At 39.6% G+C, this 24,097-nt stretch carries 15 protein-coding genes, 10 tRNA genes and 2 rRNA genes; 24 read left to right on the forward strand and 3 right to left on the reverse strand.

Annotated elements, in window-relative coordinates; genetic code table 11:
• The 13 genes from D1B31_RS19160 to rocF form a co-directional block, all read left to right on the forward strand.
• Positions 1-128, forward strand: a 23S ribosomal RNA gene (locus D1B31_RS19160); the annotation flags it as partial.
• A gap of 267 nt (positions 129-395) precedes the next feature.
• Positions 396-511 (forward strand): 5S ribosomal RNA (rrf, locus tag D1B31_RS19165).
• A gap of 147 nt (positions 512-658) precedes the next feature.
• Positions 659-733, forward strand: a tRNA-Asn gene (locus tag D1B31_RS19170).
• A gap of 24 nt (positions 734-757) precedes the next feature.
• Positions 758-830, forward strand: a tRNA-Thr gene (locus D1B31_RS19175).
• A 12-nt stretch (positions 831-842) separates the two neighbouring features.
• Positions 843-917, forward strand: a tRNA-Glu gene (locus tag D1B31_RS19180).
• Between the two features lie 3 nt (positions 918-920).
• Positions 921-996 (forward strand) — tRNA-Val (locus D1B31_RS19185).
• Between the two features lie 183 nt (positions 997-1,179).
• Positions 1,180-1,255: transfer RNA gene (locus D1B31_RS19190), tRNA-Thr, on the forward strand.
• Positions 1,256-1,262: 7 nt separating this feature from the next.
• Positions 1,263-1,347, forward strand: a tRNA-Tyr gene (locus D1B31_RS19195).
• Positions 1,348-1,437: 90 nt separating this feature from the next.
• Positions 1,438-1,509, forward strand: a tRNA-Gln gene (locus D1B31_RS19200).
• Positions 1,510-1,773: 264 nt separating this feature from the next.
• Positions 1,774-1,846 (forward strand) — tRNA-Lys (locus D1B31_RS19205).
• 48 nt (positions 1,847-1,894) lie between these two features.
• A tRNA-Gly gene (locus tag D1B31_RS19210) sits at positions 1,895-1,969 on the forward strand.
• A 5-nt stretch (positions 1,970-1,974) separates the two neighbouring features.
• Positions 1,975-2,050 (forward strand) — tRNA-Ala (locus tag D1B31_RS19215).
• Between the two features lie 770 nt (positions 2,051-2,820).
• Positions 2,821-3,717, forward strand: a complete 897-nt coding sequence (gene rocF / locus D1B31_RS19220; protein WP_118923463.1) for an arginase — start codon at positions 2,821-2,823, stop codon at positions 3,715-3,717.
• Between the two features lie 87 nt (positions 3,718-3,804).
• Here rocF and D1B31_RS19225 read toward each other — a convergent pair whose 3' ends face one another.
• On the reverse strand, positions 3,805-3,981 hold the full coding sequence (locus tag D1B31_RS19225; protein WP_240035351.1) for an aspartyl-phosphate phosphatase Spo0E family protein: 177 nt from the start codon (positions 3,979-3,981) through the stop codon (positions 3,805-3,807).
• Positions 3,982-4,144: 163 nt separating this feature from the next.
• On the opposite strand from D1B31_RS19225, the gene sigW reads away from it, so the two are divergent.
• The 6 genes from sigW (at position 4,145) to glmS (ending at position 11,347) form a co-directional block, all read left to right on the forward strand.
• Positions 4,145-4,708 carry an RNA polymerase sigma factor SigW gene (sigW, locus tag D1B31_RS19230; RefSeq protein ID WP_118923467.1) on the forward strand — a complete coding sequence of 188 codons (564 nt, stop codon included), beginning with the start codon at positions 4,145-4,147 and terminating at the stop codon, positions 4,706-4,708.
• A gap of 13 nt (positions 4,709-4,721) precedes the next feature.
• Positions 4,722-5,354: an anti-sigma factor family protein gene (locus tag D1B31_RS19235; RefSeq protein ID WP_118923469.1), complete on the forward strand. Its 633-nt coding sequence runs from the start codon at positions 4,722-4,724 to the stop codon at positions 5,352-5,354.
• A gap of 235 nt (positions 5,355-5,589) precedes the next feature.
• Entirely contained in the window at positions 5,590-6,417 is an 828-nt protein-coding gene (gene cdaA, locus D1B31_RS19240; protein WP_118923471.1) for a diadenylate cyclase CdaA, read from the forward strand.
• Complete coding sequence (locus D1B31_RS19245) at positions 6,410-7,654, forward strand: CdaR family protein (RefSeq protein ID WP_118923473.1); 1,245 nt, start codon at positions 6,410-6,412, stop codon at positions 7,652-7,654. The genes cdaA and D1B31_RS19245 overlap by 8 nt, the downstream gene beginning before the upstream one ends.
• Before the next feature lie 38 nt (positions 7,655-7,692).
• On the forward strand, positions 7,693-9,042 hold the full coding sequence (gene glmM / locus D1B31_RS19250; RefSeq protein ID WP_118923475.1) for a phosphoglucosamine mutase: 1,350 nt from the start codon (positions 7,693-7,695) through the stop codon (positions 9,040-9,042).
• Positions 9,043-9,544: 502 nt separating this feature from the next.
• Positions 9,545-11,347, forward strand: coding sequence for a glutamine--fructose-6-phosphate transaminase (isomerizing) (gene glmS, locus D1B31_RS19255; protein WP_118923477.1), 1,803 nt, complete (start codon positions 9,545-9,547; stop codon positions 11,345-11,347).
• Positions 11,348-11,637: 290 nt separating this feature from the next.
• Here glmS and D1B31_RS19260 read toward each other — a convergent pair whose 3' ends face one another.
• Entirely contained in the window at positions 11,638-13,944 is a 2,307-nt protein-coding gene (locus D1B31_RS19260) for a DEAD/DEAH box helicase family protein (RefSeq protein WP_118923479.1), read from the reverse strand.
• A gap of 18 nt (positions 13,945-13,962) precedes the next feature.
• Entirely contained in the window at positions 13,963-15,912 is a 1,950-nt protein-coding gene (locus tag D1B31_RS19265; RefSeq protein ID WP_118923481.1) for a site-specific DNA-methyltransferase, read from the reverse strand.
• A gap of 185 nt (positions 15,913-16,097) precedes the next feature.
• Between D1B31_RS19265 and D1B31_RS19270 the strand changes: the two genes are divergently transcribed.
• From D1B31_RS19270 to D1B31_RS19290, 5 genes are read left to right on the forward strand one after another with little or no spacing between them, the layout of a single operon-like run.
• Positions 16,098-16,925 carry a TnsA endonuclease N-terminal domain-containing protein gene (locus D1B31_RS19270; protein WP_118923483.1) on the forward strand — a complete coding sequence of 276 codons (828 nt, stop codon included), beginning with the start codon at positions 16,098-16,100 and terminating at the stop codon, positions 16,923-16,925.
• Positions 16,906-19,050, forward strand: coding sequence for a Mu transposase C-terminal domain-containing protein (locus tag D1B31_RS19275; RefSeq protein WP_158587618.1), 2,145 nt, complete (start codon positions 16,906-16,908; stop codon positions 19,048-19,050). Before D1B31_RS19270 ends, D1B31_RS19275 begins: the two co-directional genes overlap by 20 nt.
• The gene (locus D1B31_RS19280; RefSeq protein WP_118923600.1) at positions 19,043-20,683 is read left to right on the forward strand and encodes an ATP-binding protein; all 1,641 of its coding nucleotides are present in this window, start codon (positions 19,043-19,045) and stop codon (positions 20,681-20,683) included. Before D1B31_RS19275 ends, D1B31_RS19280 begins: the two co-directional genes overlap by 8 nt.
• 15 nt (positions 20,684-20,698) lie before the next feature.
• Entirely contained in the window at positions 20,699-22,423 is a 1,725-nt protein-coding gene (locus D1B31_RS19285; protein WP_118923487.1) for a TnsD family Tn7-like transposition protein, read from the forward strand.
• 15 nt (positions 22,424-22,438) lie between these two features.
• Entirely contained in the window at positions 22,439-24,040 is a 1,602-nt protein-coding gene (locus D1B31_RS19290) for a TniQ family protein (protein ID WP_118923489.1), read from the forward strand.
• The last annotated feature ends 57 nt before the right edge of the window (positions 24,041-24,097 follow it).

Consider the following 24,097-nt stretch of genomic DNA (forward strand, 5'->3'; position numbering starts at 1 on the left):
TCAAGATGAGATTTCCCACAGCATTAAGCTGGTAAGATCCCTGAAAGACGATCAGGTTGATAGGTCAGAGGTGGAAGCGCGGCGACGCGTGGAGCTGACTGATACTAATCGATCGAGGACTTAACCAAATAGAAAAGCGGAAGTGTCCGTTTAGCGGCGTATGGACTGGAGCGCTTCGACTGAGATAAAGGAAACACGAAGAGCGTGAGCGATTCGATGTTGACTTATCATAGGGAGAAGAGCGAAGTACACTAGGCGCTGGACGCTGTAGCTAGACAAATATATTTGATCATTCGTTCCTTGAACTTCTTCTTGCATTATCCAGTTTTGAGGGAATGAAATTTTCCTTGAAAAAACCTAAAAAGGCATTATAATAATAGATGTCTGATTCATTGTCCGGCAGTTATGGCGAGAAGGCCACACCCGTTCCCATCCCGAACACGGAAGTTAAGCTTCTAAGCGCCGATGGTAGTTGGGGCCTTGCCCCTGTGAGAGTAGGACGCTGCCGGGCTTTGATTTATTCCTTAGTAGCTCAGTCGTAGAGACGAGCATCACTTCCACGAATAAGCTTCGAGTTGTATACGCCGAGCTGCTCAATGCATGGCTTACCGAGGCAGGGACACAAATGCGAATGTTGAGTATAATCTATGATTACTATTCCGCAGTAGCTCAGTGGTAGAGCAATCGGCTGTTAACCGATCGGTCGTAGGTTCGAATCCTACCTGCGGAGCCACTAATATTGAATTTAACTTTTAATGCTTCCATAGCTCAGTAGGTAGAGCACTTCCATGGTAAGGAAGAGGTCAGCGGTTCGAGCCCGCTTGGAAGCTTTTTAATAAAACGGCCCCTTGGTCAAGCGGTTAAGACACCGCCCTTTCACGGCGGTAACACGGGTTCGAATCCCGTAGGGGTCACCATTTGGAGGATTAGCTCAGCTGGGAGAGCATCTGCCTTACAAGCAGAGGGTCGGCGGTTCGATCCCGTCATCCTCCACCATATCTTTTATAACCTGATAGTTATTATGCCGGTTTAGCTCAATTGGTAGAGACGAGCATTACTTCTATGAGTAAGCTGCGAGTTGTACACGCCGAGCCGCTTCTTGCATTGCTTCCTGAGGCGGGGACACAGCGAAAGGCTAAAATAGGTTATGGAAATGATATGTATATGACTACTTATTATGCCGGTTTAGCTCAATTGGTAGAGCAACTGACTTGTAATCAGTAGGTTGGGGGTTCAAGTCCTCTAGCCGGCACCATTTTTTCGGTGGGGTAGCGAAGTGGCTAAACGCGGCGGACTGTAAATCCGCTCCCTCAGGGTTCGGCGGTTCGAATCCGTCCCCCACCACCATTTTTGAATAAGTTCCACTCAAAAGAGCAATACTATGTTTGTTCTTTTTAATTTGTATTGAAAAGCTTAATATGGAAACGATATTATTATTGGGCTATAGCCAAGCGGTAAGGCAACGGACTTTGACTCCGTCATTCGTAGGTTCGAATCCTGCTAGCCCAGTCTTTTTTATTTTTTCTTGGGCCATTAGCTCAATCGGTAAAGACGAGCGAGGCTTCATGAATATACTGCGAGTTGCGAGAAAGAACGGAAGCTTACGGAGCATCTTACATAAAATAAGGGGACAAATCCCATTCGAGCCATTAGCTCAGTCGGTAGAGCAACGAGCAACGCTTCATGAATAAGCTGCGAGTTGCGGAGTAGGACGGAAGTTCTACGGAGCATCCAACATAAATTAATCAACATTTAGGGGACTTTATCCCATTCGAGCCATTAGCTCAGTCGGTAGAGCATCTGACTTTTAATCAGAGGGTCGAAGGTTCGAGTCCTTCATGGCTCATTTTCATTCTTGTCTTATAATTATATTTTCGTTATAATATTACCGTATGCGGAAGTAGTTCAGTGGTAGAACACCACCTTGCCAAGGTGGGGGTCGCGGGTTCGAATCCCGTCTTCCGCTCCATAGCCGGGGCCTTAGCTCAGCTGGGAGAGCGCCTGCTTTGCACGCAGGAGGTCAGCGGTTCGATCCCGCTAGGCTCCACCATCACATTTACATAAAGACCATTTTGCCTTAAATCATCTCTGATTTAAGGCTTTTTTATGCTTTATATATAAAACTAGCTAAGGATTAGTAATTTACAGATAAGCCCAAAATCATTTCTGTTGGCTCTTCGGCCGCTAAAATAAAATAGATCGCTAAAGTCAGACTTAGTGACTGAACAACAATGGCCAGCCGTTCCTTCGGTTCCTAAACGAGGACGTATTAACTGAAGAGCATATGCCAGTTGGTGCTTCGGTCACTAAACGACGATTTATTAACTGAACAGCGGCTGGCGGCCGTTCCTTCGATCACTAAACAAGGACTTATTAACTGAAGAGCAATGGCCAGCCGTTCCTTCGGTTCCTAAACGAGGACTTATTAACTGAACAGCGGCTGTCAGCGGTTCCTTCAATCACTAAACGACGATTTATTAACTGAACAGCGGTTGGCGTCCGTTCCTTCGGTCACTAAAGTTAGACTTTTGACCGAATAGCAGTAGGCAGGCCGTCCTTCGGGTTCTAAAGATGTTTTTACAACGTTCGATAATTAAGTTCGGATAGTAAACCGGTAAATCAAGATTTAGCTGTCCGAAGAGCCCCCAAGTTCAGACAGCGACCATGCAAATCAAGCTTCAGCTGTCAAAAGCCTTCCCACCAACTCCCCACAGCTAAAAAGGCATCTTTACCTTTGCAATGTATATATATGCAAAATAATGTCAACTTGAGTCATTGCAATGAAAGCGGTTAAAATAGAGGCAATAGAGGGGGAGTAAAATGAAAAAACTGTCCATTATCGGGATGCCAATGGACCTGGGGCAATTGCGCCGGGGAGTTGACATGGGTCCGAGTGCGATTCGATATGCAGAAGTGGTCGACCGGCTTAGAGGTTTATTTGAAGAAATTGAAGATTTAGGCGATATTCCGGTCGGGAGACCCGAAGTCGTCATTGATCAGCAGTCAAAACTAAGAAATTTGGAGCTAATCACGAAGAAGAGTGAAATACTTGCCACAGAGATTGACAAGGTGGTTGAGAAGGGTTCATTTCCGTTAATTCTAGGAGGAGACCACAGTATTGCCATCGGAACGCTTGCGGGAGTTTCAAGACATTACGAGAATCTTGGGGTGATTTGGTACGACGCCCATGGTGATTTAAATACCGCGGAAACCTCTCCAACGGGAAATATCCATGGAATGCCCCTTGCAGTTAGTTTGGGAATTGGACATAAGTTGCTGACAGAATTAGGGGGATACAGCCCTAAGGTAAAACCTGAGAATGTCGTCATTATTGGCGCGAGAGCACTTGATGACGGAGAAAAGGAACTGATAAAAGAAACGGGTATCAAAGTCTACACTATGCATGAAATAGATCGAATGGGCATGGCAAAGGTTATGGAAGAAACCATCGCATACTTAAAGGAAAGGACAGACGGAGTCCATCTTTCCCTTGACCTGGATGGTCTCGATCCTTTAGATGCCCCAGGAGTGGGAACACCGGTAATTGGCGGGATTACATACCGGGAAAGCCATCTGGCAATGGAAATGCTGGCCGAGGCTGAAATCATTACTTCTGCTGAATTTGTCGAGGTGAACCCTATCCTTGATGAGAAGAACAAGACGGCGAGGGTAGCTGTCGAATTAATGGGTTCTCTTTTTGGGGAAAATCTCCTCTAATTCATTCATGCAATAATAAGGAAACCAGGAGCCTAGTTAATGTGGGCTCCTGGTTTTTAATATAGGGGAATGGTCCTCAGCATGGGTTTAATTCTTTTTATTCATTAAAATGTTGTATGTGTTTAGTAAAGAGTCCAGTTTTGTGCTAGCATCAATGACAGTATGGTCGGTTAGCGAAGATTGAGTCGCGAGCTGAATCATTTCATTGCGGGAAGATTCAATTTCCCTGGCAAGTTTTGATAGCAGAGGGCACATAAATACCATTTCCTTTCATTAAATTACTATTTTTATCTCCTAAAAGATGAAAAATCAAACCTATGTTTAGCAGATATGGTAAGATTTTAATTAAATTGTTTTATGTAATATGAAACTTTTTTGCAAGCGGTTCGTACTATAGATAGCCGCAATTAGAGGCGGAGGTAAAAAATTGGATGCACTTGTCAAAAAAAGAATCAAGCAAATAAAAAAAGGCGATCAGGATGCATTTGCTGAGATTGTTGAATTGTATAAGGATAAGTTATTCCAGCTCGGGTACCGTATGTTGGGGAACCGGCATGAAGCGGAGGATATCGCCCAGGAGGCTTTTATCCGTGCGTATGTGAACATCGACAGCTTTAAGCAAGAATATAAATTTTCAACATGGCTCTATCGGATAGCAACGAATCTTTGTATTGACAGAATCCGCAAGAAAAAACCGGATTATTATCTTGACGCCGAAGTTGCAGGGACAGAAGGACTGACCCTTTATTCCCGTATTTCTTCAGATATGCCTCTTCCGGAAAAAGAAGTGGAAATGATGGAGCTGCATGAAACAATACAGGGAGAAATTTTAAAGCTGCCCGAAAAATACAGATCTGTGATTGTTTTAAGATATATTGAAGAGTTATCGCTGAATGAAATAAGTGAAATTCTTGGTTTGCCATTGGGGACGGTAAAAACGAGGATTCATAGAGGGCGGGAAGCATTAAGAAAGCAATTAAGACATGTATAAGAGGTGAAACAATGTGAACTGTCCCGAAGAAATGATCGTCTATATGCATGAATATCTTGATGATGATTTAGAACCTGAGAATGAACGGGTGCTAAGAGAGCATCTGGGCAAATGTGAAGACTGCCAGGCTCTATTCCACGAGATGAATAAAACGGTTGCCTTGATTCAAAGTACCGCTAACGTCCATGCCCCTGAAAACTTTACAGCATCGGTTATTGCAAAACTTCCTAAAGAAAAGAAAAAAATCAGTTTTCAACGGTGGATGAAACAGCACCCCATGATTGTAGCAGCAGCGGTCTTTATGGTCCTAATGGCTGGAAGTCTCTTTTCGGCCTGGGAAAGTGACCGAGATTTTTCTACAACAAATGCCGACCAGGTCGTGATTGAGAATGATACAGTCATTGTTCCTGCGGGCAAAGTTGTAAAAGGCGATTTGGTTGTAAAAAATGGCGATATTAAAATAGAAGGCGAAGTACAGGGGAATGTTACCGTTATTAATGGCGAGAATTATCTAGCGTCAGCAGGGAATGTGACAGGGAAAATTGAAGAGGTTGATAAGGCCTTTGACTGGATATGGTATAATATTAAAAAAACTACTATAGATCTCTTTAGCCTGGATGGTAAAAAGGGAAACGATGAAAAATAGCCACCTGTTGGCTATTTTTCAATTTTAACCTTTTTGGACCGTAACCGTTTCGTCATTCCATTGCTACGGTCAGGAATTATTTTATGGTATAATAAGAAAGTTACATATCGAAAACCCCTAAAAATGTAGATGGTTACGTATACTATTATAAAAGCAGGCATGAAAAGCTTGCCCTATTTAAAATGACTAATCAGCCTTAAAAGGCGTTTTTAATTAACTTACCGGAGGAAAGCCAATGCCTTTTGGAGATATTAACCTTTTCCGATACTTGGCGAGCATTGTAGATATCGCCATTATCTGGTATGTCGTCTATAAATTAATTATGCTCATAAAGGGTACGAAGGCAGTCCAGCTTTTAAAAGGAATCTTTGTCATCCTGCTAGTGAAGCTATTCAGTGACTTTTTGGGATTGAGGACCCTTAGTTGGCTCGTGGACAATATCATCACCTGGGGTTTTCTTGCCATTATTATCATTTTCCAGCCCGAATTAAGGCGGGCGCTTGAACAGCTAGGCCGGGGGCGGTTTTTCTCGAGGACTGGAGGCCAGGAAGAGGAAGAAGGGGAGCGGACAGCTTCAGCGATTATTAAAGCCACTGACTATATGGCAAAGCGGAGAATAGGCGCACTCATATCAATTGAACGTGAAACTGGCATGTCGGACTATATTGAGACAGGAATCAGAGTGGACGGCAAAATCTCGTCCGAATTGCTGATTAATATATTTATTCCGAACACTCCTCTTCATGACGGGGCAGTTATTTTGCAAAAAAATAATGTTGCGGCAGCAGCATGCTATTTGCCTTTATCTGAAAGTCCTTTTATATCGAAAGAACTTGGGACAAGGCATAGGGCGGCACTTGGAATCAGTGAGGTCACGGACAGCATTACAATTATTGTATCTGAAGAAACCGGAAGCATCTCACTTACGAAAAATGGGGAGCTGTACCGGGATTTAAGCAGGGAAACATTCAAAGATATGATCACAACTGAAATCGTAGGGAAGGAAAAAGAGAAAGCTTCCTCTTCAACCCTTTGGAACTGGAGGATGAAGAAAAATGGATAAAATGCTTGATAACAGCTGGTTTGTGAAGGTTGTCGCCCTGCTGCTTGCATTCCTGCTCTATTCGTCCGTTCCCACGTCAGATTCAGATGGGAAAAAGCTAAAGGAGAAATACGTACCGGGTGACGAAACAACGGAAACGATTAAGGATGTTCCGGTAAGTGCCTATTATGATACAAAAAATCTTATTGTAACAGGGATTCCGGAGACAGTTGATTTGACAGTCGCAGGCCCAAAAAGCCATGTGCAAAATGCGAAAACGCTGAAAAACTTTGAAGTGTATGTCGACTTAACTGGAGCAGAGATTGGCACGAAAACAGTCAAACTCAAGGTGAGGGACTTGTCGGATAAGCTTCAGGCATCCATTTCTCCAGCGTCTGTAACGATTTCCATTCAGGAAAGAATTACAAGGGAATTCAGTGTCGAGGCGGAGTATAACACCTCTCTTGTAAAAGACGGCTTCGGTGCCTCCCCCCCGAAGGTCCGTCCGGATAAAGTGAAGATTACAGGGGCAAGGGATGTCATCGATAGCATTACTTATGTAAAGGCAACTGTGGATATTAAAGAGCCGCTGGTCGAAACAACTACGAGAAATGCGAAAATCAAAGTTTTTGACAGGGAACTGAACAAGCTGGATGTAATCGTGGAACCTGACTCCGTAGAGGTCACGATCCCTGTTAGAAGTGTGACGAAGCAAGTGCCAATTCAACTTATTCAAAAAGGCTCGCTCCCAGACGGGCTTGCACTTGAGTCAATAGATATGGATACGAAGCAGGCAGTTATTACAGCTGAAGAAGATGTGCTGGTAGCGGTAAAGGCAGTAAGGGCCGAGGTTGATTTAAGCAAAATAAAGGAAACTGAGACCGTATCGGTGCCTGTACTTATTCCGAACGGCGTCATAACTGTTTCTCCAGAACTGGTTAAGGTAACGGTCAAAGTGCGTAAAAAAGAGGAGGAAAAGAATATTTCCTCTATCCCAGTCAACATCAGGGGCCTTTCACCTGACCAAACGGCGGAATTTAAGGACCCAGCTTCGGGCAGTGCAACTCTGCTTGTGTACGGTTCATCAGATAAAATTAGGACGCTAGGTCCAGCTGATTTCAGGATTTTTGTAGAACTGTCGGGTTTGGAAGAAGGAGAACATGATGTGGACATCCAGGTTGATGGGCCGAAGGATGTTTCCTGGCGAATGCCCAAGTCAACAGCAACGATAAAAATAACAAACGATACTGATGCTTAATATTCGGATTTGGATTGATCAGGAGGAGCGATAGGATAATGGGTAAATATTTTGGTACCGACGGAGTGCGCGGAGTCGCGAATAGTGAACTTACACCAGAGCTTGCATTTAAACTAGGCAGATTTGGAGGATTTGTCCTTACAAAAGATACAGAAAGGCCGAAAGTCATTATTGGCCGAGATACCCGGATATCAGGCCATATGCTAGAAGGAGCCCTCGTAGCCGGCCTCCTATCCATAGGTGCAGAGGTCATGAGGCTCGGGGTAATTTCCACGCCAGGTGTTGCCTATTTGACAAAGGCACTTGGAGCGCAGGCCGGGGTGATGATTTCCGCCTCGCACAACCCGGTAGAAGACAACGGCATTAAATTTTTCGGTCCGGATGGGTTCAAGCTGTCCGATGAACAGGAAGATGAAATTGAGCAGCTGATGGATCTTCCTGAGGATAATCTCCCACGCCCTGTAGGCGAAGCGCTTGGTCTGGTAAATGATTATTTTGAAGGCGGTCATAAATATCTTCAATACTTGAAGCAAACGGTTGATGAAGATTTTTCAGGTATCCATATTGCGCTTGACTGCGCACACGGGGCCACGTCTTCGCTGGCGACCCATCTTTTCGCCGATCTGGATGCTGACCTGTCGACAATGGGAGCCTCGCCTGACGGGCTGAATATTAACGCGGGAGTCGGATCGACCCATCCTGAGGCATTGGCTGCTTTCCTTTTAGAAAAAGGAGCGGACATTGGACTTGCTTTCGACGGTGACGGTGACAGGCTGATTGCGATTGATGAAACCGGTGCAGTCGTTGATGGCGACCAAATTATGTATATTTGCGGCAAATACTTAAAAGAGCAAAACAGGCTGAAACATTCCACTGTTGTATCGACAGTTATGAGTAATATTGGTTTTTATAAAGGCTTGGAGCAGAATGGAATTCAAAGTGTGCAGACTGCTGTAGGTGACCGCTATGTAGTCGAAGAAATGAAAAAAAACGGATACAACCTCGGTGGCGAGCAGTCGGGCCATATTATATTCCTGGATTACAACACAACAGGCGATGGTCTTTTGTCAGGCATTCAACTTGTTAATATTATGAAAGCGACGAAAAAGCCGCTTTCCGAGCTTGCGAATGAAATCAAGAAATTCCCGCAGTTGCTTGTTAATATCCGTGTGACGGATAAGTATCATGTTACTGATAATGAGAAAGTAAAGGCGGTTATCGAGCAGGTGGAAGCTGAAATGGCCGGTGATGGACGGATCCTCGTTCGCCCGTCAGGTACGGAACCGCTTGTCCGCATTATGGCTGAAGCACCGACTGAGGAGCTGTGCCGTGACTATGTAAACCGTATTGCCGAAGTCGTTGAGGCGGAAATGGGACTAAAGGAATAGGTTGGACATCGATGATATGCATAAGGGAACATTCCTGTTCTCTTATGCATATTTTATTTTAAAGCGAGTCCGTATTTTTGAGAGATGTTTTAGGTCAAGACAGGAAGAACTTTACATCTTGACGGATGTCCAATCGTCCTGTAACATGGATTTTGCTCGTTTTTAAAGTTGGCATTTTTATCAAAATAACACCAACTTTCATTCTAAACAGAAGGGTGGACAGAGGTTACACCATTCAAAGCGCCAGAACTAATCCGGACGGAGATGGGATTAGTTGACGAGGTGGAGGTTTATCGAAGATTTCGGCGGATGCCTCCCGGCCGCAGCGCATGGCCGTATATTGCTCCTTAAAGCATTGAGGCGACTTGATGGACAAAGGGAAGCAAGCTGCGCATAGAAAAGGATGTTGGAAGAAAGGCATCCTACTAGAACATTACAGAGATAAGGGGGCAAGCTTTGCCCTCGGCACAGTCTTGCCCTCTTTTTAACAGGAGGAAAGAAAATGTGTGGAATCGTTGGCTATATAGGAAATCAGGATGCGAAGGAAATTTTGCTAAAAGGCTTGGAAAAGCTTGAATACCGTGGCTATGACTCAGCAGGAATTGCTGTAATGAACTGTGAATGCGTGCAGGTGTTCAAGGAAAAAGGCCGGATTGCGGACCTGAGGGGAATCGTCGACATGGGTGTTGAAGCGAATGCCGGCATCGGACATACCCGCTGGGCAACCCATGGGGCGCCAAGCATTCGCAACGCGCATCCTCATCAAAGTGACAGCGGCCGGTTTACGCTCGTCCATAACGGCGTCATTGAAAACTATTCAGAGCTAGAACGTGAATACTTGAACGATGTTGAGCTTAAAAGTGATACGGATACAGAAGTCATCGTCCAGCTGATTGAGCTTTTTGCAAAAAATGACCTTAGTACTCTGGAAGCTTTCCGCAAGACGCTTAGTCTGCTGAAGGGTTCTTACGCGCTTGCATTGCTTGATGAGAAGGATAATGAAACCATCTATGTGGCCAAAAACAAAAGCCCGCTGCTTGTCGGTCTTGGTGACACCTTCAATGTTGTTGCAAGCGATGCAATGGCGATGCTGCAGGTAACTGACCAGTTCGTTGAGCTGATGGACAAGGAAATTGTCATTGTTAAGAAGAATGAAGTCATCATACAGGATCTGAAGGGTGAAACAATCAGCCGGGCACCATATAAGGCTGAATTGGATGCAAGCGATATTGAAAAGGGGACCCACCCCCACTATATGCTGAAAGAAATTGACGAGCAGCCGCTTGTCATGCGCAAAATCATTCAGAAATATCAAGATAACGATGGGGAACTGGCCATTGACGGCACAATCATTGATGCAATCAAGGCAGCTGACAGGATTTATATTATTGCGGCAGGGACGTCCTATCATGCCGGCCTCATTGGGAAGCAACTGATTGAAAGTATGGCTAAAATTCCGGTTGAAGTCCACATTTCCAGCGAATTTGGCTACAATATGCCGCTTTTGTCCGAAAAGCCATTGTTTGTCTTTATCTCGCAAAGCGGAGAGACAGCCGACAGCCGCGCTGTTCTTGTCCAAGTGAAGGAAATGGGCCATCCGGCGTTAACGATCACGAACGTGCCTGGCTCGACCCTTTCACGCGAAGCGGACTTCACCTTGCTGCTCCATGCGGGACCGGAAATCGCGGTTGCTTCCACGAAGGCCTATACAGCCCAGCTTGCCGTACTGGCAATTGTAGCGGAAGTGGCAGCGAAGAGCCGCGGTGTTGAAATCGGCTTTGACCTGGTCAAGGAACTCGGCATTGTGGCAAATGCAATGGAAGTCCTTTGCGACTTAAAGGAAATCATTGAGCATATTGCGCGTGAATTCCTGACTGTCACAAGGAATGCTTTCTTCATTGGAAGGGCGGTTGATTATTATGTCAGCCTTGAAGCCGCCTTGAAGCTTAAGGAAATTTCCTATATACAGGCGGAAGGTTTTGCCGGCGGCGAGCTGAAGCATGGCACGATCGCCTTGATAGAGGAAGGGACACCGGTCATCGCTCTGTCCACCCAGGAGAAGGTAAACTTAAGCATTCGCGGAAACGTTAAAGAAGTAGCTGCCCGCGGAGCCTACCCTTGCATCATTTCCATGAAAGGACTTGAACAGGACGAAGACAGCTTCGTACTCCCAGCAGTCCATGAACAATTAACACCGCTTATCTCTGTCATACCTTTACAGCTATTAGCTTATTACGCGGCCCTCCACCGCGGCTGTGACGTCGATAAGCCAAGGAATTTGGCTAAGTCAGTGACGGTCGAGTAGGAGGTAATACACTTCAAAAAGATTTGATTTATTAAAAGAAAGTTGTTAAATATAAAAGATAGTTGTTAAATTTAAAAGTAAGTTGTTAAATATAAAAGTAAGTTGTTAAATGGTTCTCCTCTACTTTGAGGGGGACTTTTTTTTGTGTAGTTTGAATAAAATTACCTATTATTGAAATACTAGACAATATAAAGAGCAGTGGTAGCCAATGACATATTGACGGCCAGCTACAAAAAAGTAACCAACACCTTACAACATCTGCTACAAAGCGGTAAGGGTTGGTTACTTTTTTATAATAATGCAGCTTTTACTGCCTCTTCCACTGTATCAAATGGGCGTGCCCAGACTTTGCCAGCGCGCAAGGACCAGACAGTATATCCACTTTCGTTTGATTTTTCAATTGGTGAATCCGTCCATTTACCTTTAGTAAATAACCTAACAGCAATATCTAAATCACCTTCAAAATCTCTAATATCCAATAACTTTTTACCTGCATCTTGGACAATTAAATTTTCACCTTTTGGATCCAATGCATATATCTTGTTGTCCTTCCAGACAAGGAAATCCGGGAAGAAATTTCTGCTAGTCCCCTTATGTAATAAGGGGATAAAATACCCCCCATTTGAGGGGTTTCTTGACCAGGGATATCCTTCTTTATCTATAGCCCTCGCAAATTCCAATTCTAAACTATTTAGCCCACTGTACTTAGAATGTAGTGCATTTTCAAAATGCTGAACTGAATCTGGATTAACCATAACTGGTCCAACTTCATAATAATTTTCTCTGTCTGATACCAATAAGGAATTTTTTAAATATTCATCGACAATATTGTTCCCTGCTTGTTTTAATACCTGATGAGCAGGACTAGTAAACTGTGTCTTTGCATCAAGTCTAGGATCAGTTAATAAGCATACTCCTCGGGCTCTAGGATATAATTTTTGAATTTCCCTATCAATAATCCACCTGGCAGTTACCCTATTGGTTTGAGGTAAGAGAGTGCTTACTATCTCTGATTTTTCAGAAGAGGCCACTTTTTGTACAGTCTCGGAACGTACTCCTTGTCCGACAGTATTTACGTTATCCCCTCTATAGTCGTGGATACTATTCAATATTCTTTCAATAGGCAAAATTGCCTCACTTGCATCAATGTGAGTTTGAGGAACTTTCATAACCCCCTTTACGGGTTCCTGGATTCTTGATCCAGATGACCCTGTATTGGTATAGCTGTTAAAGTCAACCTCAGGGAACTCACTTGCAATCTTCGCACGTACTTTCTCAATAATTACGGGAAAAACTGTCCTATCATCCATCCGAATATAAAAGTGGGCAGTGTTTAAGTCCGAATCTGGAAAATGAGTTGCGTTTGGTTGCCTTAAAACCCGTCCTATTACTTGCTCAACTTGTACACTAGATTCCATGCTTTTATCAATGTAAGCAAAGTAACAATTCGGATCATCCCAACCTTCCTGTAAACTAAGATTAAAGATGATGTGCTTATAATTTCCATTTTGAAATTCCTCGAAATCACTTTCACCATTGGAGAACAAAATGAAATCATCCGGGGGTGGAAAGTCTTTCGAAAATTTTAAATCGCAATAAACTGCTATTGATTTAGGATCAACACCTTTTGTAACCAGATATTTCCATATTAGTATTGGAGGAGCTTTTCGTAATTCAAAATCCCGGGCAGGATTATCAGGAATACCTTCCTCCTGATTAATATTCGTTTTGCATACATAAATTGCCTTAGGATTTATTTTGAGATTTAATTCTTCAACTTTACTTTCAAGTATTTGCATTTTTTCAAGTAAAGGGTCTATTGCAAGTTCCATTGTGGTTTCATACCCACCAAGCAAAATTTGTTTTTTAACTAACTGTGCATCTACTATATCCTTACTTGAAACAATCGTGACTAAATCATCGTTAGTCCTTCCAGTTGCCTTAATCCTGTCAATCATCTGTCCTAATTTCCCTGGTGTTTTTAAAGTTGCGCTGGCAACTAATAGTGCTTCGGGTTTTAATCCCAAAAGAAGATCTATTTGCTGGTCTGAAAGGTTATGACCTTCATCGTATACAATTATTAAGTCTCGACTTTTACCCTCAGCTGTTTGCCTTTGTTTTACTAGCTCCCATAAAGATATGGAGGATTTATCTTCATTGGTTTGATATATCTTTAATGAACTATCCTCTTGATCCCTTTGATTAAAAGTTCCTGTTGTTGCTATTGCAATAACTGGTTTAGTTCCATCTTTTATATCGGATTCAGATAAATCCTTAAGATAAGTAATAGTGAATGAATCTAATAAATGTGCATATTTACCACCTGCACGAAAGTTACCGTATGTTTGGTCTACAACTGATTTTGCTTTTGAAATCCAAAGCACTATTGGCTCTGTTGGCATTGATAATCGTATTTGAAAAACAGTGTCAGCTAAAATTGGTGTCTTTCCTCCTCCAGTAAGTGCAGAGAGAGCTTGGTAATATGGAGTAGGGATTGTCCTCGTTTCATATGGCCTAGTATCACTGTTTCTAAATTCAACATATCTATTAGCCATCTGTTCAGATGCTTTTATTTGAAAGGGCATTAACTCAATCATTTTGAGCTACCTCCATGTTTATTCTTCTTCGTTATACGGGTCAATTGCTTCATTGTAACCAAGGTGAGCTAATAAACGATCCGGTATTTGATAAAACTCGATATTAGGTCCTTGGTAAGACCAAAGTCGAGCATAAACGTGGTATCTCTTTTGCAAACCAGCCTCTTTAGCTTCTGTAGCAATCGCATGGAAGGTAGATCTATCTAATATTGGTGATGCTTTAGGCCCTTCCCAAACTAAGAAATATCCTTCATTTCTACTATTTGTTGCAAATAAATATCTATGGCTGCCTGGTTCCAGTCTCCTTAGATGGGATCCTCCCCTATCTTGTTGTTCCCAATGACTGACTAGAAGAAGGTCAATCATTTCTTCTCTTTCAAGAGCAAGTAAAGCCGGTGAATCAACCTTCTTTGTCAAAGTAATAAATCGAAACCCGCTATTAAGAGGTTCAAATAACCCCTTATCCCATTTACCAGAGATTACTCTTTTAATCCGCTCTGCTGTAAGAGTTCTAGCATATGGATCTCCCCGATCTTCTCTTCCTTGTTCTATGAGAATAAAGCGGCGGTTAGTATTGGGTACGGTTTTATTCAACATCAATACTGCATGTCCTGTAGTTCCTGAACCAGCAAATGGATCTAAAATAATTCCGTCAGGTGGGCACCAAAGCTGAATAATTTTCGTGATTAATTTTAGTGGTTTTACTGTTTGGAATCCGTGCCCCTTTCCGACTACAGCATCCAGCTCATTTATTCCTGCCTGACTGTGACCTGATTCTTCATGGTCCCAAGATTGAGCTCCAAGGTAAAGGGGTTGGTCATAATCTTCATTTGCCCAATATGAAAGGGGTACTTTCCCTCTTTTAACTTTATTAAGATGGCGTTTAATCCTTGGGCGTCCATCACCCTCCCTTAAGAAGATTAAGTTTGGCCAGACTTCATTGGCCTGTATTTCATGAGCTTTTTCACGAGCATTTTTTATTTTTTCATTTTGTAATAAACCGTAATGATCAATAACAGGATTATTCTCTAGGTTCGGATTTTTGGGTATCTCTGGAGTGATGCCATTCTTTAATATTAGGGCTTTGGCCCTTCCATCTCCTAAATTCTTTTCTATGTATTTAGAACCCCATTGCTGCAACCATTCTTTCATTTTCTTTTTTGGGTATCTCCAAGCACCTTTTCCAGGATAATGTAAAGCTCCAGTAAACGGGGATTGGATAGCATAACGATCTTTATCTGTAGGGGTAGATGCGACAGGATCCCCTCCAGTCCATAATCCTTCAGGGTCATTATCGGGATTCTTATATTTCGAATTCATATCCTCGTCACGTGGCGTTAATGCCGTCTTTGCACTCTCCGCATTTTTGGCATAGATCAAAACGTACTCAGTTGCAGTAGACACATGGCTACTGTCATTTTTAGGTGAATATGATTTTTGCCAGTTTATTATAGCAATCCTATTTTCTTCACCGAAAATTTCATCTAAAAGCATTCCCAACCTAAACAGTTCCCTTTGGTCAATACAAATTGCTAGGACCCCATTTGGTTTGAGCATTTCTTTCATCATCCATACACGTGGAGTCATAAACCTTAACCACTTAGTATGTTTTGAACCATCATCCTTAGGTACTAAATGACCTAAATCAGGGTCATTTGGGTCTTCGTCCCATTTGTCATTGTAACGGAAGTCATTCCCTGTGTTATAAGGGGGATCGGCTACTATCAAATTTACCTGGCCTCTATACTTATATAAAGAGACCATTGCTTGAAGGTTTTCGCCTTCAATAATCATATTTGATGTTTGATTTGCTTCAGAACCCACGGACAAATACTTTATGATATTTTGAGCTCTTGGTTTTACCTTTCTTACTATCTGCCACGGTGGTGTGCGCCCATTGTATGTAATCCGAATTCCACCATTTTTTTCTTCTTCAATTAGGTCATGTAATTTTGCATTCTTTAGCATGATTTTATCTCCGATTCTAAAAGGTAAAGTTTTGTTAATAAGTAATTTTGGGGTAAAATTTGTATTAATAAGTAAATTATAATTCAGTGTCTAAATATTTGGAATACAAAAAAGGCATTATTTTAACATAAATGATAAATAACGGCAATTTGTTACAAATTATTCAAGCGAGAGGGTGTTTAGTCATGGCCAAAAGAAGATACTCCTTGACTGAAGATAAGATAAAAAAATGGATAAAAGAAGGCCGAGGTAGTGGGCAATTAAAGGAATATAAGCCGTGGCTTACTATTCATGATGTACCAAGCATAGGAAACTCCTCTCGCTTAAAGGGATGGAAAACCTCAAGAATACATCACTTTTTGTCAAATGTTGAAAAGAACTACTTTTTCTTATTGGAGTGGAGTGACATTGTTTTAGATATACGGGAGCAATATCCTCTCAATAGAGAGGAAACTCTTCGAATTGCCGAAAAGCTTAACATTCCTCATCCCATGGATAACTCGGTTTTGACCGTGATGACCACTGATTTCTTAATTACTGTTAAAGGAAATGGGAAATCCAAAAGTATAGCACGAACAATTAAACCGGCTAGTGAATTAGAAAAAGAAAGAGTTATTGAGAAGCTTGAAATTGAAAGGGTTTTTTGGGAGGAGAAAAATGTGGATTGGGCTATAGTCACTGATATGGATATTCCTAAGGAGTTCGCAAAAAACGTTAGCTGGCTACATAATTTTTATCAGTTACCAGGGAAAGATGATCATGCCACAGCACTATTATTTTTAAAGTATCTAAAAAATTTTAGGGAAAGTCCTATAAAGGTTGTGGAAGTTTGTACTCTATTTGATGAAGAATACTCTCTTGAATTTGGATCCAGCATTAACTTTTTTAAGCATCTCTTAGCTAAAAAATTTATTGAGTTAGATATGAATCAAAAAATAAACCTCCCTACATTACAAGTCAGCCAAATGAAAATCCATGAACAGGAAGATCAAAATGAATTATATAGCAGTTAATGACCTTTTTACTGATGAGAATAATGTTTATAGAGTCCTCTGGAAAGACCCGGGCAATATTATTTGTTATGTTATTGAAATTAACGAGAAAAGCTCTCTACCTAAAAAATATCTAATTAAGGAAATAGAAGAAAACCTCACTAATGAGGTTTATCGGATTATCCAAGATAAATCCCTTGTCCAAAGGCTATCTTCCAGTCCTCCTAATGAAAAGGATTTAGCTTATAGGGACAATGCTTGGAATCATATTCGAGAATTAATAAGCAAGGAGCCAGCGATTTATGAGAGACAACAGCGTGGTTTGTTAATCAAAGAAGCGCAATTAAAACAGAATAAATCATTTAACACCTTAATTAAGCTTCTCAGGAAGTACTGGCAGCGCGGTTTAGTTAAAGATTGTTTATTACCTGACTATCATAATTGTGGAAAAAGTGGATCGAGAGTATTTACAAAGAAAACTGGAAGGCCCAGAAAGGCAGAAAATCAAACAGGGATAAACGTTGATAAAGATATATTAAAAATGTTTGAAATAGCGATTAAAAAATATTACTTAAACAATATTCGTCCTAGCCTAGCCTTTGCATACAGGAACATGATTAAAGACAATTATACTAAAGGGTATTATTTTGATGATAATACCAAAAAATTGGTTATTGAGGATGTCGATAAAATTCCGAGTAAACATCAATTTTACTACTGGTTTAAAAAAATATTTAACTCAGAAGAAATTATACGTAAACGGGAGAGTAACTCTGCTTTTGAAAGGAATCATAGAGCATTATTGGGCTCAACTGAATTTGAAATGATGGGGCCAGGCTCACTATATCAAATTGATGCTACACCAGCTGATATATTTTTAGTCAACAGATTAAATCCGAATTGGCTCATTGGAAAACCAACAGTTTATTTTGTAACCGATGTTTTCAGTAGAATGATTACTGGCTTCCATATAAGCTTAAGAAACCCTTCTTGGATTTGTATGGCGGCGGCTCTTTCTAATACAAATGCTTCTAAGGTGGAATTCTGTGCTCAGTATGGCATAAACATTCAAGATAAAGATTGGCCTGCCAAATATTTGCCTGATGCAATTGTCGGGGATAGAGGAGAATTAGAAAGTCATTTTGTTGAGAGCTTGATTACCGGGCTAGGAATAGACATTAACAATAATCCTCCACATAGACCTGACTGGAAAGGTATTGTGGAACAGTTGTTTAACAATTCACAAAAAAAGCTAGGTCCATTATTGCCTGGTTATTTACCAAAGCATGCAGCTGAAAGAGGTTCAGGTGATTTTAGACAAAATGCTACTTTAACATTGGATGAGTATATAAAAGTGATAATCCATTATGTATTACAATACAACCATCATCATTATATGGATAATTACAACAGAAGTGAAGATATGATTAGGGAAGGAGTAAGGCCAATTCCAATTGAGTTATGGAACTGGGGGATTAAGAATAAGTCTGGTTCTTTACGGGCATTTTCTCCTGAAATAGTTAATTTCTATTTACTCCCTAGAGACTCAGCAACTGTCACAGCTAATGGTATAAAATTTAACAAAAAAATGTTGTATTCTTGTGACAAGGCTGTAAGAGAAAATTGGTTTTCACTAGCAAGAAAAAAAACTTGGAGAGTAAAAGTTTCTTATGATCCAAGGAATTTAAATCAAATATTTCTGCATGAGAATGATGGATCAAACCCATATACAATTTTAACATTAATAAGTCACCAAGAAGATAAGTTCAAAAATAAAACAATAGATGAAATAGACCAGTTAATTGAATTCGAAGAACGAGAAAAAAGTAATTTCAAACACGCAAAGCTTGAGAGTGAAATAAACTTGATAGCTGCAGTCGAGGAAATTGTAGATAATGCTATTAAGAATAAAGAAAAACATAAAAACCCATCCATTAGTAAAACAAGAAAAATTAAGGAAGTTAAGGAACAGAGAGAGAAGGAAAGAGTAATTAGGGACGTTGAAGAATCATTTGTAAAAACAATTGAAAATGAGCCCCGGCCTGAACCAATTCTAAATAATACCGGTAGCACAGGAGGTTCAAAAGTTTATTCTATAAAAGATTTATTCAAGAAAAATAAGGAGTTAAAAAACAGTGATGGTTGAGAGCGATTACCTAATTTCTGAAAATGGAAAAAGGCTTCCTTACGCCAAATATACTACTCAAGAAATTGCGGATTTTAAGAATAATCCTTTGATTGAAGCCCTGCCTCCTATTCTGTCTTTTGAAGAGGCTTATAAAAAATTGAGTTATCTACCTGAGTTTGATTTAAAAGAGAGAAATTTGTCCATCCATCATCGCTATCATGCGCTTCTTAGACTAACAAGGTTTTATCAGCCTATTAATCAAACTATAGAGTTGGAATTTAAATTTTCAAGGTTTATTCGTTATGGATATGTTCACAGAAATCCTTATCATAAAAATCATACTATGGTTTTGAATGAGCTCCATGATCGATTATTAAACAAAGAAGCTTTAGGGCTATCACCTGATATTAGAACGACTTCATCAAGTTTTACTCTGATGGGGTTCTCAGGTATAGGAAAAACATCTGCTATTGAAAGAGTCCTTTCTCTATACCCTCAGGTAATTGTCCATAAGTATCCTTTAAACTTAATGCAGATCGTTTGGTTAAAATTAAATACTCCTTATGATGGTTCAATTAAAACCTTGTGTATGGATTTTTTTCTAAAGGTAGATGAGTTATTAGGAACAAATTACTTCGAAAAATACGGAAATAGGCGTAATTCTAATAGTTCCATGGTGGTTAGGATTGCACAAGTAACACGTATACATTGCATTGGTGCAATTATTATTGATGAAATTCAACACCTCTTAACTGGGAAAAAATCACAAACAGATGAATTAATGAATTTCTTTGTAACCTTAATAAATGAGGTTGGAGTACCAGTCATGTTGATTGGGACAATGAAGGCCAAACAAATATTACAGAGGGATTTTAGACAGGCCAGACGTAGTAGTGGACATGGAGATATGGTTTGGCAGCAAATGGCTAATGACGAAAATTGGGAAGTCTTATTGGAGTCGATGTGGGAATACCAATGGACAAAAGAAGAAGTTCCCTTTTCGGAAGAATGGAAAGATTTTTTTCATAAGGAAAGTCAAGGAATTACAGACGTGGCAGTAAAACTGTTTTTGCTGGGCCAGTCCTATGCCATAGAAACGGGAACTGAAAAAATCACCCCGCAAATAATTAAGCATGTAAAGAAAGAACATTTAAAATTAATAAATCCAATGTTAAAGGCCCTTGAATCTGGTATTGAGTCTGAAATTGCTAAATATGAGGACATTACACCAATTGATATGGAAGACTTATTGCTTAGCCGAATGCCTCTTATCGATATGAAGAAAAAGCTGCAAGAAGCGAAGGAAAAACAAGCGCAAAAGAGAATGGATAAGGAATTACCCTTACTCGAAAAAACCGTTTTAACTCTCATATCACTGGAAGTGGATGAAAGAGTAGCTGAAGAAGCTGTTAGGAGAATAATAAAAACTAACCCTGCAGCTACAAGTCTAGAAATAATATTATTAACTTTGGAGGAGATTAGAGAAAAAAATAGTAAACAAGAAAAGGTTCAGACTAAGGAAGTTAAAAAAGGAATTAAGAATAAACTACAATTGATTGTCAATAATGGTAGGAACAATAAGAAGTCAGCACGGGAATCTTTAATTGAAAGTGGCTATATACATTCCGTGGTTGATGAACTTTTTATTTAAAGGAGTCCTACCAGTATGCTCTCTATGTTCCCTAAGCCTTACAATGATGAGTTGTTATATAGTATAGTTTCTAGATATCATAGGCAAAGCGGGAACATAGAGACAAGATATACTCTATCCGATCTTTTTGGTGAAGAGAGAAAATTTCTTTCTTCCGATTTTCCAACAAAACTAAATGTTCTTTTTGAGAGGCTAAGGCATTTTATTGCAATTGAACCCTTAGTTTTTTTAAAAGAACATACTCCATATTTATATTACACCAACTTCCTTTCTCCGGAGATAACGGAAAAAATACAAAATAATATAATGTCAATACGCACTAATGTCCATTCCAGTACGGGGCAAATGGCGAGCACAGTAAAGGACTCCCCTTTTTTCAAATTCTGTGATTTGTGTGCACAAGAAGATTTTAATCAATTTGGAGAGACATACTGGCGTGTGTCTCATCAACTACCTAGCGTAATGATATGTACAAAGCATGGAAATTTACTTAAAGAATCATACATTAGATACCGTGGCGGAGAAAAGTGTCAGTTACATTTTGCTTCAACAGAAAACCAGATTAATGCTAAAGAAATCTTTCAAGATATATTGCTCACCCAAGAGGATCTAAATCATATAAATGACATCGCTTTACAAAGTGAATTACTTTTAAAAGAATCTTTTAGTCGTGGAAAGGATTTCTTTAGAAGCGCATATTTCTATTTATTAAAAGTTAATGGCTATACATCATTTAAAGGTACAATTTATCAAACAGAATTGAGAGAACATTTTATCCGTTATTTTGGGGATAAAATACTAAGGCTTTTTCAGTCTTATCCATTAAATCTGGATAGCAATTGGCTTGAAAGTATTACAAGGAAGCATCGGAAGTCATTTCACCCCCTAAGACACATATTACTTTTGCTTTTCTTGAGAACTCCTGTCCAGGATTTTTTTAATTTAGAAATAAATGGCCCAAGGTTATCTGTTTTTCCTTTTGGCCCCTATAAGTGTTTAAATAAATTTTGTCCACAGTTCAATGAAAATGTTATAGAAACAATTATTGTAAAAACATGTAAAGATACCAAGAGACCTCTTGGAGAATTTAGATGTAGCACATGTGGATTCACCTATACAAGGCTAGGTCCAGACCTTATAAGTCCCTTAGAATATTCTATTAGAAGAATTAAGGATTATGGTTGGTTGTGGAGGGAAAATTTAGTCGAGTTCGTTGATAAGAAGGAACTAAGTTATCGGGCAACAGCAAGAGAAATGGGGGTAGACGTTAACACGGTTATAAAATATTATCGGTTAGAAAAAAATTCGAAAGATGCCCATGTAACTGATGAAGTGGATGAAGACAAATTAAAGTGGATGGAATTAATAAGGAATAATCCTCAGATTACAAAAAAAGCATTAAGAGAGTTAGAACCGGCTTTATTCTCTAGAATATACCGAAAAGATAAGGAATGGCTTAAGAGAACTCTTCCTAACAATCGTAAAAAAGTAATTAACAACAGGGTTAATTGGAACGAAAGAGATAAAGAAACCTTAAGACTAATAAAGGAATATATCTTAAACAATAGGAGTGAAGTTAGGCAGAATAGAATTACTATTTCTTTTATTGGGGCCAAAATAAACAAAACATCTCTACTACAGAAAAAGTTAAATAAAATGCCTCTTTGTGAGTGTTTTTTAAAGTGTTTATACGAGGATTTCTTTGAACTGAAGATTAAAAAAGGTAAATTGGCATCCTAATTTAGGAGTGAAAAAATGCTCTCCCATTTTCCAGCCCCTTATGAAGGTGAGTTGTTTTGGAGCGTAGTTGCACGATATCATGAAAGATCACTGGCCGTTAGCCTTACTGATACTCTAAAAATGTTACATGGAAAAAGTGATAAGAACCCCCAGTTTAATTTAGAGCGTATCTTAGATAGGGTTAAATATTTTGAATATTGTTCTCTTGATGAAATACTCAATAATAATACCACTTATAATTTTCACGTTTTCTTTATTAACCAAGATCAAAGTAAAAATTTTTTGATGATGTTAATAAACGGTGCCATTAATTTTAAAAATGATAAAACTAATCTACGGTTTTGCCCACATTGTTTAAAAGAAGATATAAATGATAAAGGTGAAACATACTGGCGGTACTTTCATCAAGTACCTTCTGCATTTACATGTTTAAAGCACAATACTCTATTACAAGAAAGCACAGTTGAATACAAAGCTAAGAAACTGGCTGCAGCTAACGAAAAAAACTGTATCGCTTTACCACCTAAAAAAATTTCGCGTAAAACATATTTTATGTTGCAGCGAGTAACTATTGAAAGTGAATTTATTTTTATAAATAAAGCAAAATTTGATCACTCAAAATTGCAGTTATTTATTGGCCGCAGCTTAGAATCAAAAGGTTTGATTGATCAATTTGGTGTAGTAAAAAAGCCTTTACTCTTTTACCAATTGATTAAAACATTTGGTTTGGAATTTTTTCAGTACATTAATTTTGATATTGAAAAATTTATTGAGGTCATTTTCACAACGTTTGGGCATAGTGGTGTCCAAAGTTACCTATCATGTACAGAGTTATTAATTCTGGTTATTTTCCTATGTGGCTCAGTAAAGAATTTCCTTAAAGAAATCAGTGAATTTTCGGCTAGAGCAAGGAAATGCATAGTATGTGGTAATAGTTCCTTAACTAGCCGTCTTCATATGGATGAAAAAACAAACAAGTGCACAATGGATACTAAATGTGCTTGTGGAGTTTCTCAGTTTAGCATTATGGGCGATAGGTATATATCCTACCGCTCGCTAAAAATCATTTTTAAAACTAGGGAACATGAATTGGATTACTATTATAATCAAATTTTTAATAAAGGTCTTAGACTCGATAAGCTTTCCTGGAAGTTAAACGTAAATGAAGTCCAAATTGAGCACCTATTGGCTGAATGTTTGGCAGCAAGGCAAGAGGATAAATCCATAACCCGAAAATACAAAAAAGAATGGGAAGCTTTATCAGATGCAGTAACGCCAATTGAAGAACTTAAACTACTTAATTATCCTGCTTACATCTGGCTTCATACCTATGCTTTTGATTATTTATTGAAATTTAATTACCCTCCATTAAATGCTTCTTCAATTAATAAAGATATTTGGAAGAAAAGGGATAAAAAGATTAAGGAAACCTTAAGGGATTTTCTGTTTTCAGATAGACTTTCTTGTAAGAGTGGAAGAATTATTATCACGCTAAATTACAGATACGGTGAGGGTTTGTGTTTAAAGTGGCCCATGGAAATTTCCTGTTTGCCTGAAACAAAGAAGTTTATTGATAAATTGAAACTTCTGAGAGATGGATTGCTTATATATAAATAGCTTTAATATGAATCCTTCCTTCATGTCCTTAATATGAGGGTTTTTATTTGGCTTAAT

The sequence above is a fragment of the Neobacillus notoginsengisoli genome (assembly GCF_003515685.1).
Classification (GTDB): Bacteria; Bacillota; Bacilli; order Bacillales; family Cytobacillaceae; genus Bacillus_D; species Bacillus_D notoginsengisoli.

Coding starts and splice junctions, on each gene's coding strand:
- D1B31_RS19265 (WP_118923481.1), bottom strand. CDS start 15,912: ATGCTAAAGAATGCAAAATTACATGACCTAATTGAAGAAGAAAAAAAT.
- cdaA (WP_118923471.1), top strand. CDS start 5,590: ATGCCTTTTGGAGATATTAACCTTTTCCGATACTTGGCGAGCATTGTA.
- D1B31_RS19285 (WP_118923487.1), top strand. CDS start 20,699: ATGCTCTCTATGTTCCCTAAGCCTTACAATGATGAGTTGTTATATAGT.
- D1B31_RS19245 (WP_118923473.1), top strand. CDS start 6,410: ATGGATAAAATGCTTGATAACAGCTGGTTTGTGAAGGTTGTCGCCCTG.
- D1B31_RS19280 (WP_118923600.1), top strand. CDS start 19,043: ATGGTTGAGAGCGATTACCTAATTTCTGAAAATGGAAAAAGGCTTCCT.
- D1B31_RS19270 (WP_118923483.1), top strand. CDS start 16,098: ATGGCCAAAAGAAGATACTCCTTGACTGAAGATAAGATAAAAAAATGG.
- glmM (WP_118923475.1), top strand. CDS start 7,693: ATGGGTAAATATTTTGGTACCGACGGAGTGCGCGGAGTCGCGAATAGT.
- D1B31_RS19275 (WP_158587618.1), top strand. CDS start 16,906: ATGAATTATATAGCAGTTAATGACCTTTTTACTGATGAGAATAATGTT.
- D1B31_RS19290 (WP_118923489.1), top strand. CDS start 22,439: ATGCTCTCCCATTTTCCAGCCCCTTATGAAGGTGAGTTGTTTTGGAGC.
- rocF (WP_118923463.1), top strand. CDS start 2,821: ATGAAAAAACTGTCCATTATCGGGATGCCAATGGACCTGGGGCAATTG.
- D1B31_RS19225 (WP_240035351.1), bottom strand. CDS start 3,981: ATGGTATTTATGTGCCCTCTGCTATCAAAACTTGCCAGGGAAATTGAA.
- glmS (WP_118923477.1), top strand. CDS start 9,545: ATGTGTGGAATCGTTGGCTATATAGGAAATCAGGATGCGAAGGAAATT.
- D1B31_RS19260 (WP_118923479.1), bottom strand. CDS start 13,944: ATGATTGAGTTAATGCCCTTTCAAATAAAAGCATCTGAACAGATGGCT.